The following is a 15,849-nucleotide window of genomic DNA, read 5'->3' on the forward strand; positions in this document are numbered from 1 at the left end:
GATGCCAATAGAAATCGAACTCAAGCTGGCACTACCCGCCCCCTGTTGCGCCAAGCCGGCGCAGGAAATGGCATGGCTGGAGCCACTGAATATCTCGGCAGCCATCACCCAAAAGCTGTATAGCATCTATTACGATACGCCCGATCTGAAACTCAAGCAAATGGGTTGCTCATTAAGGTTACGACGTATTGGCAAGGACTGGGTACAGACGATCAAGGCGGGCGGCAGTATTGTTGCAGGCCTGCATCAGCATGATGAATGGGAGACGCCATTAGCCGCTGCATATCCCGATTTCAGCGCAATTCAGCACCGCGGAATCAAACAACTCTTCAAAAATCCTCAATTTCGGGCAGCACTGCAGCCTGTATTCACCACTAAATTTACCCGCCATTTGCAACACTTGCACCTGGAGAATGGGAGTGAAATCGAGATTTGCCTCGATCATGGCAGAATCATCACCGGTACCGGTAACAGGCAAATGCCAATTTGCGAGATCGAGCTTGAACTCAAATCAGGGGAACCGATCAAGCTGCTGCAATTGGCACGCAGCATAGTCGATCGCGCCCCCTTTCCACTTAGGCTGGAGAATGCCAGCAAGGCCGAACGTGGCTACATCCTTTTTTCCCGGCAGCACCCCTCTCCGTTCAAAGCCATCAAGACCGAGATCAAACCAGAAATGCGCCTGCACCAGGCACTCAGAATGATCATGCATAACTGCCTCATTCAGGTTGGCAGAAATGAAAATGATATGCTCATGGCCAACGGCGATATTGAATACCTGCATCAAATGCGTGTCGCCTTACGGCGATTTCGCTCGGCCTTAAATACCTTCTCCGAAACCGCTCCAGGCGATGAAGTGACTGCTATCGGGAAAGAGTTGAAGTGGCTCTTTCGACAACTGAATCCAGCCCGGGACTGGGACATACTGGTAACCGAAACTCTTCCAGACATCATCTCCCACTTCCCCAAACAGACAGGACTTCCGTTAATCCGCGAGCATTGCCAGAAACTGCGTCAGCAATACAATGCAGCCGCACGCAAGCGTGTCAGTTCCAGGCGCTATACCAGATTGATGCTGGATATATTGATTTGGCTGAATAAGATTGACCAGAATGAATCGCTGGCCTCATTCGTTGGGCGTGATCAAGCGTCACCGCCAGGTGACATCAAAACATTCGCCACAACCAGCATGGCTGCAATGCATCAGGCAATCATGCAAACGGGTGAAAAGTTAAAAGGGCTGGATGCTCCGGCTCTGCACGCCTTGCGGATAGACATTAAGAAACAGCGCTATATCGCTGATTTTTTTCAGGCACTCTATCCCCAGGCATCCTGTAAACGTTATATCGCTCTACTTGCAGCACTGCAAGACGATCTTGGCGCGATCAATGACTATGCCGGCACCCAGAAATTTCTGGATGAACTGGACATCAAAAAAAACCAACGCGAGGAGCAATATGAAGCCATCGGCATTATTCGCGGATGGAGTATAAGCTGCATGCTTGAAAAGAAGAAAGCACTTGATCAATCCTGGGATGCATTCAGAAAAGCCAAACTTTTCTGGGGGAGGACAGTTAATTGATCAAACGCCGCATTGATCCGATTGCGACCTCTGTTTATTCGGATCATGCAGCGTTATATCAGTAGAACAAGGTTATTTAATGATGGCCTTTAATTCGCCACGCGCATAGCGGCCAGCCATTTCGTCCAGCATAATGGGCTTGATTTTGCTGGCCTGACCTGCGGAACCAAATGCTTCAAAGCGTGCTTTACAGATGTCCTTGGCGGCAGCGGTTGCATCCTTCAGGAATTTACGCGGATCAAATTCACTTTTGTTTTTGGCCAGATGGCGGCGTATCGCACCAGTCATTGCCAAGCGAATATCGGTATCGATATTCACCTTGCGCACCCCATGCTTGATCCCTTCCTGAATTTCCTCCACCGGAACACCATAGGTTTCTTTCATTTCACCGCCATATTCACGGATGATCTCCAACCATTCTTGCGGAACAGAGCTGGAACCATGCATTACCAGATGGGTATTGGGAATGCGTTGATGGATTTCCTTGACGCGCTCAATCGCGAGAATATCGCCTGTGGGTTTACGAGTAAATTTATAAGCACCATGGGAAGTCCCAATCGCAATCGCCAAGGCATCCACTCCGGTTTTCTTGACGAAATCTGCAGCCTGCTCAGGATCAGTCAATAATTGATCATGCGTCAGTTGGCCCTCGGCACCATGGCCGTCCTCGGCTTCTCCCATGCCGGATTCCAGCGATCCCAGGCAGCCTAATTCGCCCTCAACGGAAACACCCACGGCATGCGCCATCTGCACCACTTGAGACGTAACCTGTACATTGTATTCATATGAGGAAGGCGTCTTGCCGTCTTCTTCCAGTGAGCCATCCATCATGACGCTGGAGAAACCACTGCGAATCGCATTGATACAGACAGCTGGAGAAGCACCATGGTCCTGATGCATGACGACGGGAATATGCGGATAAGCCTCAACTGCAGCGGCAATCAAGTGACGCAAAAACGCCTCGCCCGCATATTTACGTGCGCCAGCCGAGCCTTGCATGATGACTGGACTATTGCATTCATCAGCCGCTTGCATGATGGCATGAATTTGCTCAAGATTATTGACATTGAAAGCTGGAAGCCCATATCCATTTTCTGCTGCATGATCCAATAATTGGCGTAATGATACGAGTGCCATTCAGGTCTCCTTTTATATAAATTTTGTATGATCTTTAAATAAAACTGGTATGCGCATGCGAGCATTCCGCGTAGCATCGGAAATCCCGCTAGCCTCATAAAAACCCAGAATAATGTGTAGACAGACAGCTATTACAGTAGAGTGACGACCGCCCCGCCATATAATTGCCCAATTTTACAAATTCAGTATCTATCGTCCTCGATTATACGTTGCCTTGCGATAGATGCATGCCAAGATTAGATACAACATCCAACCACCACCCCCGCTTTGTTGCCCGGCATCCAGCTGCCACTTCAGACATACTTTTTTCCTGCATTTCATCCGCACTCATCTTGTGGGGCAAAACAGAACAGTTGTCTCGACGAATAACGGCCCACTTCCTACTGGCAGGTGTAACAGGGCAGCATGTCCAACCTAAGGATCGTGGTCAACCATGCAAGATTATAGCAACGATGCGGATGCTTTTGTGGGTTCCAAATTGCCGGCATTATGACTCTCTGTTGGCACAAGAAATCTAAGCGGTCTCCTTGCCTGGCTGGGAAGAAAGCTTTTGATCCCCGACTCTCACGATTTTCAGGGTATTGGTTCCGCCCGCTTTCCCAACTGGTTCGCCGATCGTCATCACGATCAGGTCCCCTTCTCGTACGGCGCCGCGCTTGAGCAATTCTTGCTCGGCCATGTCAAGAATCAGTTCAGGATCACACAAACCCTGTCCAAATTCAATCGGGTATACGCCGCGAAACAAGGTCATTTTACCAAGGGTATCTTCCTGCGGGCTCAGCGCAAAAATAGGCACCTTGGAACTTCTGCGAGACATAAATCGCGCTGTCACACCACTCTGAGTCAGCGCGGCAATTGCACGAATCTTCAGGCCGGCTGCAGTATACATGGTCGCGCGTGCAATCGCCTCTTCAATACTTTCCGGCAACGAATCGGGAGGACGACGAAAATCCAGATTGACTGTATACTCCTTCTCAGCTTCCAGACAAACCCTCGCCATCGCTTCGACAGACTCGACTGGATACTGCCCTGCAGCCGACTCGGCCGACAGCATAACCGCGTCAGTGCCATCCAGAACAGCATTGGCGACATCCGAGACCTCTGCCCGGGTTGGAATCGGACTGAAAATCATCGATTCCATCATTTGTGTTGCCGTCACGACCAGTTTATTGGTTGCTCGCGCTGACCGGATCATTCTTTTCTGCAATGCAGGGACGGCCGCATCCCCCACCTCTACAGCCAGATCACCACGCGCCACCATGATCGCATCTGAAGCATCGAGAATATCATCCAGTGCCAGGATCGCCTCGGAACGCTCAATCTTCGCCATCAGCAAACTATGCCCCTGGGCCTCCTGCATCAACGCTCTGGCCATTCGTATATCCTCACCGGAACGAGGAAAGGATACAGCAAGATAGTCGGCTTTAAGAACCGCAGCAGTCTTGATGTCCAGCAAATCCTTGGCAGTCAGGGCCGGTGCACTCAAACCACCACCTTTGCGATTGATGCCTTTGTTATTGGAAAGGATGCCGCCTTGTACCACCTGGCAATGGATCTCGCTGCCGTTAACTTTGTTAACAGTGAGCACAATGCGCCCATCATCCAGCAACAAGGTTGCGCCAGCTTCCACATCATTGGGCAACTCGCGGTAGTCAAGTCCGACTCTCTCCTGGTTGCCTAATTCGCACTCGGCATCGAGTATAAATTCGCTTCCGGTTTTGAGGCTTATTTTTCCCTGATCGAATTTCCCAATGCGGATTTTTGGCCCTTGCAAATCAGCCAGCACGCCTACAGTCCGGCCGACCGAGCGCGCCAGCGAGCGTATCTGTTCCACATAGGCGATATGCTCTTCTCGAGTACCATGCGAGAAATTGATGCGAACAACGTCCACACCGGCTTCAATCATTCGCTCCAGGACTGCCGAGCTGCTGGATGCTGGCCCCAGCGTGGCCACAATTTTTGTTCTTCGCATCATTCCCAGGAAATGATTTCTTCAGGTTTCAACGTGCACGCAATTCAAGAATTTCAACAGCAGGCAATTTTTTTCCTTCCAGAAACTCCAGGAATGCACCACCGGCAGTAGATATATACGAGACCTTGTCATAGATATCGTATTTTTGAATGGCTGCGATAGTGTCTCCGCCACCGGCTAGAGTGAAAGCGCTGGTTTCGGCAATCGCTTTGGCAATCGCACGTGTACCTTCGCCAAATTGATCAAATTCAAACACACCGACTGGACCGTTCCAAACGACCGTCCCAGCCTGCATGATAATGTCAACCAGTTCCTGCGCGCTTTTGGGACCGATATCAAAAATCATGTCGTCATCAGCAACATTGTCCGCAGTCTTCAAAACTGCCGGCTCATCCGCTGAAAAATTCTTGCCCACTACGACGTCGACTGCGATTGGAATAGTCGCATTGCGCGCCTGCATTTTTTCCATCAGAGATTTGGCAACCGGCACCAGATCGTCTTCGCAGAGCGACTTGCCAACATTATGACCCGCTGCTCTGAGAAAGGTATTGGCAATTCCGCCACCAACCACTAGCTGATCCACCTTTTCGGAAAGGGATTCCAGAACCGTCAGTTTGGTAGAAACTTTGGATCCCCCGACAATCGCCACCATTGGTCGCGCCGGCTCATGCAGCGCCTTGGTGAGCGCATCGAGCTCCTCTGTCAGCAGAATTCCTGCGCAGGCGACCGGTGCATATTGTGCGACCCCATGGGTTGACGCTTCTGCCCGGTGCGCAGTACCAAAAGCATCCATCACGAAGATGTCGCATAGACTGGCATATTTGCGTGCAGTCTCCTCGTTGTTCTTTTTCTCACCCTTGTTGATTCGGCAGTTTTCCAGGACCACCAGCTCGCCCGCTGCGACTTCAAATCCCCCATCCATCCAGTCCTTGATCAGACGAACAGGCTTTCCCAGTCGTTTGCTAATATCATCAGCTACGGGTTGAAGGGAATTTTCCACAGTCCATACACCTTCTTCAGGGCGACCTAAATGGGAAGTAACCATCACTCTCGCGCCTTGTGCCACGCAGTGATTGATGGTAGCCATGGATGCAGCAATTCGCGCATCGGAAGTGACTTTCCCGTCTTTAATCGGCACATTGAGATCGGCGCGGATAAAGACACGTTTATTATTTAAGTCTAGATCGATCAGTTTAATGACGGACACATTAACTCCATATCTTGCGGATGTTGGTAAAGAAGCGGAAGATGGTTACCTTCCGGTATTTGAATTCAGGAAGAATAATCGCGAAAGCCCTGTTGCCGAAAGGCAGAAATGCGTGTTACTCGATGGTTGTCTCAAGCTGTTTATTCCTGTCTGCAATCACCAGGCACGGGATATAACAATTGACTGCATGACAATTGCTTGAAGGCTTGCCCGCTATGATTTTCAAGGAAAATTCACTGGTCTACCCCTGACGAAGTATGCGAAACCGATCCGCATGCTTCGTCAGGGACGTCCAATTCGGGCCATACGAGCACCTTTCATGGACACCATCCACTCTTGCAGGCTCTTGCTAATTCAGCATGGTCAGTGCCCGGCGATCACCCGTACCATTTCCAATACTTTGCAGGAATAGCCCCATTCGTTGTCGTACCAGGCAACAACCTTCACAAAGTTCCGGTCCAGCTGAATACCTGCTTCGGCATCAAAGACCGAGGTACAGCTCTCGCCCCGGAAGTCAGTAGATACCACTTTCTGATTGGTATAGCCCAATACGTTCTTCATCGGACCATCAGAGGCCGACTTCATGGCGTTACATATATCCTCGTAGGAGGCATCTTTTTCCAGCTCGACGGTCAGATCCACAACCGAAACGTCAGAGGTTGGCACACGGAATGCCATCCCTGTCAGCTTTTTATTCAACTCAGGAATGACCACGCCAACCGCTTTGGCAGCCCCCGTCGATGACGGGATGATATTCTCCAGAATACCGCGTCCGCCCCTCCAGTCCTTGTTGGAAGGCCCATCTACGGTTTTCTGAGTGGCGGTTGCAGCATGAACCGTCGTCATCAGCCCGCGCTTGATCCCCCAGGTATCATTCAATACTTTAGCAATCGGCGCCAGGCAGTTTGTCGTACAGGAGGCATTAGAAATAATGGCTTCGCCATGATAACTCTTGTCATTTACTCCATAGACATACATCGGCGTGTCATCTTTGGAAGGTGCTGTCATAACGACTTTCTTGGCACCTGCCTGCAAATGTTTGTCACAGCTTTCCTTAGTCAGGAAAAGTCCAGTTGATTCCACGACCACGTCAACGCCGGCTTCATCCCATTTCAATTCAGCTGGATCTTTGATTGCGGTCAGACGTATTTTTTTGCCATTGACGACCAGATTGTTGCCTTCTACCGATACTTCACCATTGAAACGGCCATGCACGGAGTCGTGCGTCAACATGTAAGCAAGATAATCCGGTTCAAGCAAATCATTGATCGCGACGACATCTATATCACTAAACTTCTCAATAGAAGCGCGAAAAACCATTCGCCCAATACGCCCAAAACCATTAATACCAACTTTAATTGTCATACAACTCTCTCCTTATGCAAAAACTTGTGCCATCGACGAAAAATAAATTTCATCCATTCATTTACAGAATCTTTTTCACCGCATCAACGACGTTGTCGACCGTAAATCCGAAATACTTGAATAGCTCCCCTGCTGGTGCCGATTCACCGAATGTATCGATTCCGATCACCACGCCATCCAAGCCGACATACTTGCGCCAATAATCGGTCACACCGGCTTCCACCGCCACACGCTTGATCCCGGCCGGCAATACACTCTCGCGATAGTCCTGTTCCTGCCTATCGAATACGCTCGTGCAAGGCATTGAAACGATGCGCACCATCACATTGGATTCAGCCAGCACTTTCTGCGCAGCCATGGCCAATCCCACTTCGGAGCCGGTCGCAATAATGATTGCCTGAGGTTTTCCATTGGTTGCTTCGGACAGAACATAGCCACCTTTGCTAACCAAACCAATTGTCATCGCATCCCGTTTCTGGAACGGCAAATTCTGACGGCTAAATATGAGGGAAGTGGGTCCCTCACGCCGCTCTATGGCACGCACCCAAGCAATGGTAGATTCCACGGTATCACATGGCCGCCAAACATCCATATTCGGAATCAGTCGCAGCGTTGCTGTCTGTTCGACTGGCTGATGGGTCGGTCCATCTTCACCCAGGCCGATCGAATCATGGGTAAATACAAAAATATTACGAATTTTCATCAATGCTGCCATGCGCAAGGCATTGCGAGCATACTCCGAGAACATCAGGAAGGTGCCACCGTACGGGATAATGCCCCCATGCAGTGACATGCCATTCATGATGGCACTCATACCAAATTCCCTGACGCCATAGTAAACATAGTTACCCGTACTGTCCGCACTCACCCCCTGGGAGCCTGACCACATTGTCAGATTGGAACCTGCCAGATCAGCTGATCCGCCCACCAATTCAGGCAACACCGGCGCCAGCGCCTCAATCGCATTCTGCGAGGCCTTGCGCGTAGCAATAGTTTCCTCTCTGGCATTGATTTGACTGATGACCCCATCGACATAATCAGACCAGTTGGCCGGCAGCTCGGCAGCCATGCGGCGATTGAACTCCGCAGCCTCAGCTGGGTATTTGTTGGCATATTCTGCAAACATCGCATTCCACTGGCTTTCCAACGCTTGGCCCTTGGCTCGCGCATCCCATGCATCGTAGACATCTTGCGGAATTTCGAAAGGCAAATGATGCCAACCGATATGCGGACGGGCAGCAGCAATTTCCTCGTCTCCCAATGCCGCACCATGTACTGCGTGGGTATTGGCCTTATTTGGCGAGCCCATTCCGATAACCGTTTTGCAGCAAATCATGGTGGGTTTATCCTGCACTTTTTTCGCCGCCTCGATGGCCGCCTCGATCGCTTCAGGATCATGTCCATTCACATCAGGTATGACGTGCCAGCCATAGGCTTCGAAGCGTTTGGGCGTATCGTCCGTGAACCAACCTTCCACATGACCATCAATGGAAATCCCGTTATCGTCATAGAAACAGACCAGCTTACCCAGTTTTAACGTGCCGGCCAACGAACAGGCCTCATGCGAAATACCTTCCATCAGACAACCATCACCCAAAAACACATAAGTGTGATGATCCACGACCGGGAATCCGGGGCGATTGAATTCTTGTGCGAGAATTTTTTCCGCTAGTGCCATGCCCACTGCATTGGTTATGCCCTGCCCCAATGGGCCTGTCGTCGTTTCAACCCCCGGTGTATAGCCATACTCTGGATGACCGGGCGTCTTGGAATGCAATTGACGGAAATTCTTGATATCCTCGATGGTTACGTCATAACCCGACAAATGCAGCAATGCGTACAACAACATGGAACCATGGCCATTTGACAGCACGAAACGATCACGATCGGCCCATTTGGGATTGGCGGGATTATGGCGCAAATGATGAATCCACAGCACTTCGGAGATTTCTGCCATGCCCATTGGCATACCAGGATGACCGGAATTGGCTTTTTGGACAGCATCCATAGCCAGTGCGCGGATGGCACTAGTCAAATTTTTGAATACTGGCGCGTCGAAATCCTTAAATGCTTCCTTCATTTATTCTCACCCTTGAATTATTCAAAAGACTCAGCCCGATCTTCCGCGCCATACGACAACAAAAGCCGGCAAAAACGTATATTATCTCTTAAGTTAAAATACTTCACAACTGAATGTTTGCTTGTCTATTCACATTACAGGATTTATTCCGGGGTTGCTGTAGAGGCGCTCACTGGTAAAATGCTCCTGGAGCAGGTATCATGCGCACAAGCACAGCACGAGTAACTGGAAGTCAAGCAGCATAGGAAGAGTGGCCGAGTGGTTGAAGGCACTGGTCTTGAAAACCAGCAACAGGAAACTGTTCGTGGGTTCGAATCCCACCTCTTCCGCCACCTATCCGGAATGTTTCTGAACAAACCAGGGCGATACTGACCAGTCTTTGCATTTAGACTATGTGTTTATTCAAGACTCTTTCGACAAAAAAACGCCTGACAAGAGATGAGATGGATTGGCCACTACTGACCGCCGTCATTCTTCAACGCCTGGCGGTGAGAGCGCCCAAACAAACAGAATAGATGCGCATACCTATAAATGGAGAAATTTTAAATGAGCGTCCCATTTTTGCAGCAATATCGAGTCGGTAGTTACATTCTCAAACAAAAACTACAGGGCAATAAACGCTACCCGCTGGTATTGATGCTCGAGCCTCTGTTTCAATGCAACCTGGCCTGCGCGGGATGTGGCAAGATTGATTATCCAGAGGAGACGTTGCGCCGCCGCTTGAGCGTGGATGAATGCTTGCACGCAGTCGACGAATGCGGGGCGCCGGTTGTTTCCATCGCTGGTGGAGAACCGCTCATTCACAAGGAAATGCCTCAGATCGTACAAGGCATCATCGAGCGCAAGAAATTTGTCTATTTGTGCACCAACGCGCTCTTGCTGGACAGTCGCATGGATGACTACCAGCCATCACCCTACCTGACTTTCTCCATTCACCTGGATGGCAATCGGGAGCGGCATGACACCTCCGTCTGTCGGGAAGGCGTGTATGACAAAGTGATCCCGGTCATTCGACAAGCGCTAGAAAGAGGGTTCAGGGTTACGGTCAATTGCACCCTGTTTCAACAAGAAACCGCAGAAGAAGTGGCCGAATTTTTCGATACCGCCACCGAACTGGGCGTCGAAGGCATCAATGTTTCACCGGGTTTCAGTTACGAGCATGCCCCCCGTCAGGATGTCTTTTTGCAACGTTCTGTTAGCAAGCGGCTATTTCGTAACATTTTTCAGCTCGGCAAGAAGCGCAAACAACCCTGGAAATTCAATCATTCCAGTCTCTATCTGGACTTTCTGGCCGGCAACCAGAATTACCAATGCACGGCCTGGGGCAATCCCACGCGCAATCTCTTCGGTTGGCAACGGCCCTGCTATTTACTGGTGGATGAAGGTTACGCAACGAGCTTTCGCGAGCTGATGGAGGAAACCGATTGGGATCAGTATGGCGTAGGGAACAATCCAAAATGCGCGAATTGCATGGCGCATTGCGGCTTCGAGCCCACTGCAATCAACGACACCTTCGATCATCCGATTAAAGCACTGCGTGTGAGCATGCGCGGCCCACGTACTGAAGGGCCCATGGCGCCGGATCCCTCACAGAAACCCAATCTGTCTCCAGACAACGGCAGCAAACAGTCAGCCTTTCCTTTACCGGTGACCGTTGAACGCAAGGCTTCCGCAACATCGCAGGATAACTCCTCACGTTCGGACAATTAAGCAGCGTTGCCGGGCAGCCGCCCTGGCCGCCCGTCAGGAAACGACTGGAGCGCAGAGAACCAGTGATCTGGAAACGCCTATCCCCGGCTTGACACAGAACGCGCCCAACGAAAAAAGGGCGACGTTCCCCAGCGCACTCTCAGGAACTCAAGTTGCGGTCCGTCATGCATATCTTAACTATTGAACGCATGCCACTCTATCCGTAACAATGAGTACAGTTGCAATCTACTTGGCGCTTGCCGGCACATTTTTCTGGTGGGTGATTTTGCTGGCCCCATGGCAGGCTTGGCGCACCCGCGAATTGCTCGAGCCCAACGAAAGGCTAGTCGGAGCCGATACGGCAGCCCGGGCATTCAGCGAAGTGACCATTTTGATTCCGGCACGCAACGAAGCCCAGGTTATTGCACAAACCTTAGACGGCTTACTGGCCCAAAGTCACGACCTGCGAATAATTGTCATCGACGATCAATCAGATGACAATACCGCCGCTTTAGCAAGCCAAAAAGGGGCGCAGGTAATATCTGGCACATCTCCGCCCAAAGGCTGGAGCGGCAAACTCTGGGCATTGCAACAGGGATTACGGGAAGCGCATACCCGCTACACGCTCCTGCTGGATGCGGATATCACATTGGCACCTGGAACTTTAGCTGCCCTACTCGATAAAGCGCAGCAGGAAAACCTGTCGCTGATTTCCTTGATGGCCAAACTGTCGACCGAACGTTTTTTCGAGCGCCTGCTGATACCAGCCTTTATTTTTTTCTTTAAACTGCTATATCCATTCAAACTGGCGAATGACCCGGCATCCCGCATGGCAGCCGCTGCGGGAGGATGTATGCTAGTCGAAACCCGCGCACTTCGGGCTATCAATGCATTTGCCAGTATCCATGACGCGCTCATTGATGATTGCACGCTGGCAAAAAAAATCAAACTGGCCGGTTTCAAGACTTGGATAGGACTCAGCCATGCAGCACAAAGCCACCGGGGTTACAATCGCCTGGGAGAGATTTGGAACATGGTTGCACGAACCGCCTATACGCAACTGCATTACTCCTTACCCTTGCTGCTACTATGTAGCATGATCATGACAAGCATGTTTTGGTTTGCGCCCATGTCCGTCATACTTTCATCAGATACACTCTTCCTCGTCACGGGAATACTGGCTTGGCTGGCCATGTCGGTCGTTTATATACCGACGCTCAGGTTCTACCGCTGTTCATTACTCTGGGTATTGACCCTGCCCGTAATCGGCACGCTCTATCTGATGATGACATGGACCTCAGCGATTCGCTACTGGCAGGGCCAACGTGCCCAATGGAAAGATCGAAACTATGAGACTCCCAACAATGTTTAAAAAAGCGCTTAGTTTTCTGTTAATTGCGACCATGCTGACAACGGTGACTGCCACCTGGGCAGAGCAACCGCACCAGCAGGATCCCGAACAAGTGATCACCATACTTCAAGAGACGCTCATTCAAGCCATGCAGCAAGGGCAGCAAATCGGCTACGCCGGGCGTCTGAAGCTACTGGCGCCCGTTATCGAACAATCGCATGATCTCGCAACGATCATCCGCACCGCACTGGGCGCGCATTGGGCCGGACTGAGCACCGAGCAGCGGCAAGCCATCATCAAAACGTTCTCGGAACATAGCATCGCCACTTATGCGGACAGATTCGATCAGCACGACGGTGAGCACTTTACCATCATCGAACAACGACAGCTTCCACGCGAACGAATACTGGTTCGCAGCCAGCTCGTTCAGGCTGATCGCACGACCATCACCTTCGATTACGTGCTGCATTATGTCGGCAATCAATGGCGCATTATCAATATCGTAGTCGATGGCGTCAGCGACCTGGCATTAAAGCGCGCCGAATACAACGCCGTCCTGCAGAAGGATAATATTGAAACCTTGATTGGCATCCTGGAAGATAAAACCGCTCAACTGGGCCGGAATTGACCATCACCAGCATCAATCGAAAACGCAACTATATAAAAAATGACAATTTATCATCTTTATAACCATATGTTATCTATATAGAATCGCGATCAACCCAGAATTCCAGGTTCAATATGCCCAACCCATACAGCACCAGCCAACGACTTTTTCTTGGCTGGATCGAATTTTCATATCGTCATGCCGCCTGGATCCTGTTGACTTTACTGCTGCTGGCAGTCATTGCAACGGGCTACACTGCACGCAATCTGGGTATTTATACCGACACGGCAGATATGCTTTCCGAGGATTTGCCATTCCGCGTCAATCTCGCGCGCTTTAATGAGTCCTTCCCTCAATACGATGAGACACTATTATTGGTACTGGATGCGCCCACACCTGAGCAAGCGCACCAGGCCGCCACACGGCTGACTGCTTTTTTGCAGGCTGCTCCCGCTAGCAGCGGAGAAATATACCACCTCAGCGGTGAAGAATTTTTCCAAATCAATGGCCTGCTCTACAATGACCCCGACGAACTGGCGCAACTGGCTGATCGGCTGTCCGCCGCCCAGCCACTGATCGCCAGAATCTCGCGTGATCCGACACTCCATGCTTTTCTCGAGGTGCTGAATGAGGCAATCGAAGCATTGCGCACAGGCAGGGAACTGGAACTGGCCGCCATTCTGCGAGATGTCGCCACCACACTCAAGGCCAATGAAAGCGGAACAAGGCATCCATTATCCTGGCAGGCATTGTTTCAGGAAGATGACAGAAAAACCAGCTATCGCGAATTCATCACTCTGAAACCGGAATTAGATTTTGAGCAACTTTTTCCAGCTGAGCAGATCATCTCCACCATCCGTGACGCCGTGCGCGAGCTCGACTTGGAGGGCCAATACGCAACCCAATTGCGCATCACGGGAGAAGTCGCCTTATCACACGAGGAGCTCAACAGCGCCATGCTCGGCGCGCAGGATGCTGGCGTCATCGCTCTGATCTGTGTTGCAGTCATACTGTTCGTCGCGCTGCGCTCGATCGGATCCGTGATCACGGTACTCGTCAGTCTGATGCTGGGGCTGATGCTGACCGCAGCTTTTGCCACCGTGGCTGTCGGTCATCTCAACCTGATCTCGATTGCATTTGCCGTACTCTATATCGGGTTGGGCGTAGATTACGCGATTCATCTGCTGCTGCGCTATGCTGAATTGGCGAAAGACCACCGTCCCGGCACCGAAATTCTGTTGATCGCAGGACGCGACACGGGGCGATCATTGATCATTTGCGCCCTCACCACGGCGATTGGCTTCTATGCCTTTACCCCCACGGACTATAGCGGCATCGCCGAACTCGGTGTAATTTCCGGCACAGGCATGCTCATCAGCCTGGTTGTTACCCTGACCGCCGTCCCCGCACTGCAACGCTTCCTGCCGGTCAAGGCAGAAGCGCTTCACAAAAGAACTATCACATCATGGCTGGCGACACACTGGCTACGCAAACCCAGAGCCGTTTTACTGGTTACCCTGCTAACTGCCCTGGCCTCGGCGACAACACTGCCCTATGTGCAGTTTGATCACAACCTGCTGAATATGCAAAATCCGCAAGGAGAAGCCGTTCGCACCTTCCGTGAATTGCTGGCCGATAAGGATCACACACCTTGGTTTGGAGCGATTCCGGCACACAGCCTCCAGAAAGCAGAACAATTAACCCGGGAACTGGCCCAGCTGCCCGAAGTCAACAAAGTGATTAGCATCTCGGATTTCGTGCCCACGCAGCAAACCGAGAAACTTGCTCTGATCGATGATATTGCCTTAACTCTAGGGCCGGATTTTTTTGCAGAAATACCGCAGCGGGCGAATGCCCATCCCATCGAACAACAGCAGGCGATACTGGAGACGTTACAACAATCCCTGGAACGTTTTGTGGCAGAAAGGCCGGAACACCCCACCTCATCAGCTGCATATGAACTCAGCACCACCATCGGCGCATTGCGCTCGCGTCTGGCTGCACTGAATCCGCCTCAATCCATGGCATTGCTGGAAGCAATCAATCAGGATTTGCTGGGATTGCTGCCCGATTCGCTTGAACGCCTACAAAAAGCACTGACTGCCGAGGCAGTTGATATCCAAACACTTCCAGAGTCCCTGCGCGTGCGCTGGCAGAGCGCAACCGGTGACTATCTTGTCCTGGCCTACCCCGCCAGCAATATTGACGATAACGAAGCATTGCGAAGATTTGTGCGCACGGTACAACAGCATGCGCCGCAGCTCAGCGGCACCCCTGCGATCATTCTTGAAGCCGGCGATGCGGTCGTGAACGCTTTCATACAGGCCTTCGCGCTGGCACTGATTGGCGCTGTACTCACATTGCTCTGGCTGCTCCGGAGCGTGGCTTCAACCGTGTTGGTTCTGATCCCGCTGCTACTGGCCGCCTTGTTCACCGTTACGGCAACTGTTGTATTCCACATTCCGTTCAACTTTGCCAACATCATTGCCCTGCCATTATTACTGGGAATCGGCATCGACAGCAGCATACACATGGTGACCCGTAGCCGCCACCATCGCCTGACTGGCCACGGTCTCTTGCACACCAGCACGGCACGTGCAATTTTCTACAGCGCCATGTCGACAATGGCAGGCTTTGGCAGCCTGAGTTTCTCCACTCATCTGGGAACCGCCAGCATGGGATTGCTGCTTGCCATAGGCGTATTTTTCATCCTGGTCTGTGTATTCCTGGTTCTGCCCAATCTGCTGCAAGTACTGGACAGGACATCCATGACAATCAACAAACGTGAATCAGGCGCTTGATGCTAAAATGGCTCGCTGTCAGTCTATGTACAACCGAGTAACATGCCGCTCCCCGGTC

General features: G+C 51.2%; 11 protein-coding genes and 1 tRNA gene. 7 read left to right on the forward strand and 5 right to left on the reverse strand.

Translation table 11 applies throughout. The annotated features are described in order from the left end of the window. The first annotated feature begins 1 nt into the window (after position 1). The gene (locus tag BLV85_RS02815; RefSeq protein ID WP_090411921.1) at positions 2-1,582 is read left to right on the forward strand and encodes a CYTH and CHAD domain-containing protein; all 1,581 of its coding nucleotides are present in this window, start codon (positions 2-4) and stop codon (positions 1,580-1,582) included. 72 nt (positions 1,583-1,654) lie between these two features. Here BLV85_RS02815 and fba read toward each other — a convergent pair whose 3' ends face one another. The 3 genes from fba to BLV85_RS02830 form a co-directional block, all read right to left on the reverse strand. Next, the gene (gene fba, locus BLV85_RS02820) at positions 1,655-2,719 is read right to left on the reverse strand and encodes a class II fructose-bisphosphate aldolase (protein WP_090411923.1); all 1,065 of its coding nucleotides are present in this window, start codon (positions 2,717-2,719) and stop codon (positions 1,655-1,657) included. A 514-nt stretch (positions 2,720-3,233) separates the two neighbouring features. Further along, a complete protein-coding gene (gene pyk / locus BLV85_RS02825; protein ID WP_090411925.1) occupies positions 3,234-4,694 on the reverse strand; it encodes a pyruvate kinase in 1,461 nt (486 codons plus the stop codon). Positions 4,695-4,719: 25 nt separating this feature from the next. Continuing rightward, positions 4,720-5,889 (reverse strand): phosphoglycerate kinase, encoded by a 1,170-nt coding sequence (locus BLV85_RS02830; protein WP_245725067.1) that lies wholly within the window; start codon positions 5,887-5,889, stop codon positions 4,720-4,722. Between BLV85_RS02830 and BLV85_RS15615 the strand changes: the two genes are divergently transcribed. Continuing rightward, positions 5,777-6,100 carry a hypothetical protein gene (locus tag BLV85_RS15615; RefSeq protein WP_245725068.1) on the forward strand — a complete coding sequence of 108 codons (324 nt, stop codon included), beginning with the start codon at positions 5,777-5,779 and terminating at the stop codon, positions 6,098-6,100. The genes BLV85_RS02830 and BLV85_RS15615 overlap by 113 nt on opposite strands. 161 nt (positions 6,101-6,261) lie before the next feature. Here the strand turns inward: BLV85_RS15615 and gap are convergent, their stop codons facing one another. Together gap and tkt are read right to left on the reverse strand one after the other, a co-directional pair. Further along, positions 6,262-7,263: a type I glyceraldehyde-3-phosphate dehydrogenase gene (gene gap, locus BLV85_RS02835; protein WP_090411928.1), complete on the reverse strand. Its 1,002-nt coding sequence runs from the start codon at positions 7,261-7,263 to the stop codon at positions 6,262-6,264. 61 nt (positions 7,264-7,324) lie between these two features. Next, positions 7,325-9,343 carry a transketolase gene (gene tkt, locus BLV85_RS02840; RefSeq protein ID WP_090411930.1) on the reverse strand — a complete coding sequence of 673 codons (2,019 nt, stop codon included), beginning with the start codon at positions 9,341-9,343 and terminating at the stop codon, positions 7,325-7,327. A gap of 244 nt (positions 9,344-9,587) precedes the next feature. Here tkt and BLV85_RS02845 point away from each other — a divergent pair. The 5 genes from BLV85_RS02845 to BLV85_RS02865 all read left to right on the forward strand — a co-directional run bounded on the left by BLV85_RS02845 (position 9,588) and on the right by BLV85_RS02865 (position 15,791). Then, positions 9,588-9,675: transfer RNA gene (locus BLV85_RS02845), tRNA-Ser, on the forward strand. Positions 9,676-9,889: 214 nt separating this feature from the next. After that, positions 9,890-11,053, forward strand: a complete 1,164-nt coding sequence (gene hpnH, locus BLV85_RS02850; RefSeq protein WP_090411932.1) for an adenosyl-hopene transferase HpnH — start codon at positions 9,890-9,892, stop codon at positions 11,051-11,053. A gap of 208 nt (positions 11,054-11,261) precedes the next feature. Next, positions 11,262-12,404 (forward strand): glycosyltransferase, encoded by a 1,143-nt coding sequence (locus BLV85_RS02855; protein WP_090411934.1) that lies wholly within the window; start codon positions 11,262-11,264, stop codon positions 12,402-12,404. Continuing rightward, positions 12,397-13,011, forward strand: a complete 615-nt coding sequence (locus BLV85_RS02860; protein WP_245725065.1) for an ABC transporter substrate-binding protein — start codon at positions 12,397-12,399, stop codon at positions 13,009-13,011. The genes BLV85_RS02855 and BLV85_RS02860 overlap by 8 nt, the downstream gene beginning before the upstream one ends. A 113-nt stretch (positions 13,012-13,124) precedes the next feature. Next, a complete protein-coding gene (locus BLV85_RS02865; protein WP_090411936.1) occupies positions 13,125-15,791 on the forward strand; it encodes an MMPL family transporter in 2,667 nt (888 codons plus the stop codon). The last annotated feature ends 58 nt before the right edge of the window (positions 15,792-15,849 follow it).

It is taken from the genome of Nitrosomonas halophila (assembly GCF_900107165.1).
Lineage (GTDB): Bacteria > Pseudomonadota > Gammaproteobacteria > Burkholderiales > Nitrosomonadaceae > Nitrosomonas > Nitrosomonas halophila.

Coding starts and splice junctions, on each gene's coding strand:
- BLV85_RS02815 (WP_090411921.1), top strand. CDS start 2: ATGCCAATAGAAATCGAACTCAAGCTGGCACTACCCGCCCCCTGTTGC.
- fba (WP_090411923.1), bottom strand. CDS start 2,719: ATGGCACTCGTATCATTACGCCAATTATTGGATCATGCAGCAGAAAAT.
- pyk (WP_090411925.1), bottom strand. CDS start 4,694: ATGATGCGAAGAACAAAAATTGTGGCCACGCTGGGGCCAGCATCCAGC.
- BLV85_RS15615 (WP_245725068.1), top strand. CDS start 5,777: ATGGATGCAGCAATTCGCGCATCGGAAGTGACTTTCCCGTCTTTAATC.
- gap (WP_090411928.1), bottom strand. CDS start 7,263: ATGACAATTAAAGTTGGTATTAATGGTTTTGGGCGTATTGGGCGAATG.
- tkt (WP_090411930.1), bottom strand. CDS start 9,343: ATGAAGGAAGCATTTAAGGATTTCGACGCGCCAGTATTCAAAAATTTG.
- hpnH (WP_090411932.1), top strand. CDS start 9,890: ATGAGCGTCCCATTTTTGCAGCAATATCGAGTCGGTAGTTACATTCTC.
- BLV85_RS02855 (WP_090411934.1), top strand. CDS start 11,262: ATGAGTACAGTTGCAATCTACTTGGCGCTTGCCGGCACATTTTTCTGG.
- BLV85_RS02860 (WP_245725065.1), top strand. CDS start 12,397: ATGTTTAAAAAAGCGCTTAGTTTTCTGTTAATTGCGACCATGCTGACA.
- BLV85_RS02865 (WP_090411936.1), top strand. CDS start 13,125: ATGCCCAACCCATACAGCACCAGCCAACGACTTTTTCTTGGCTGGATC.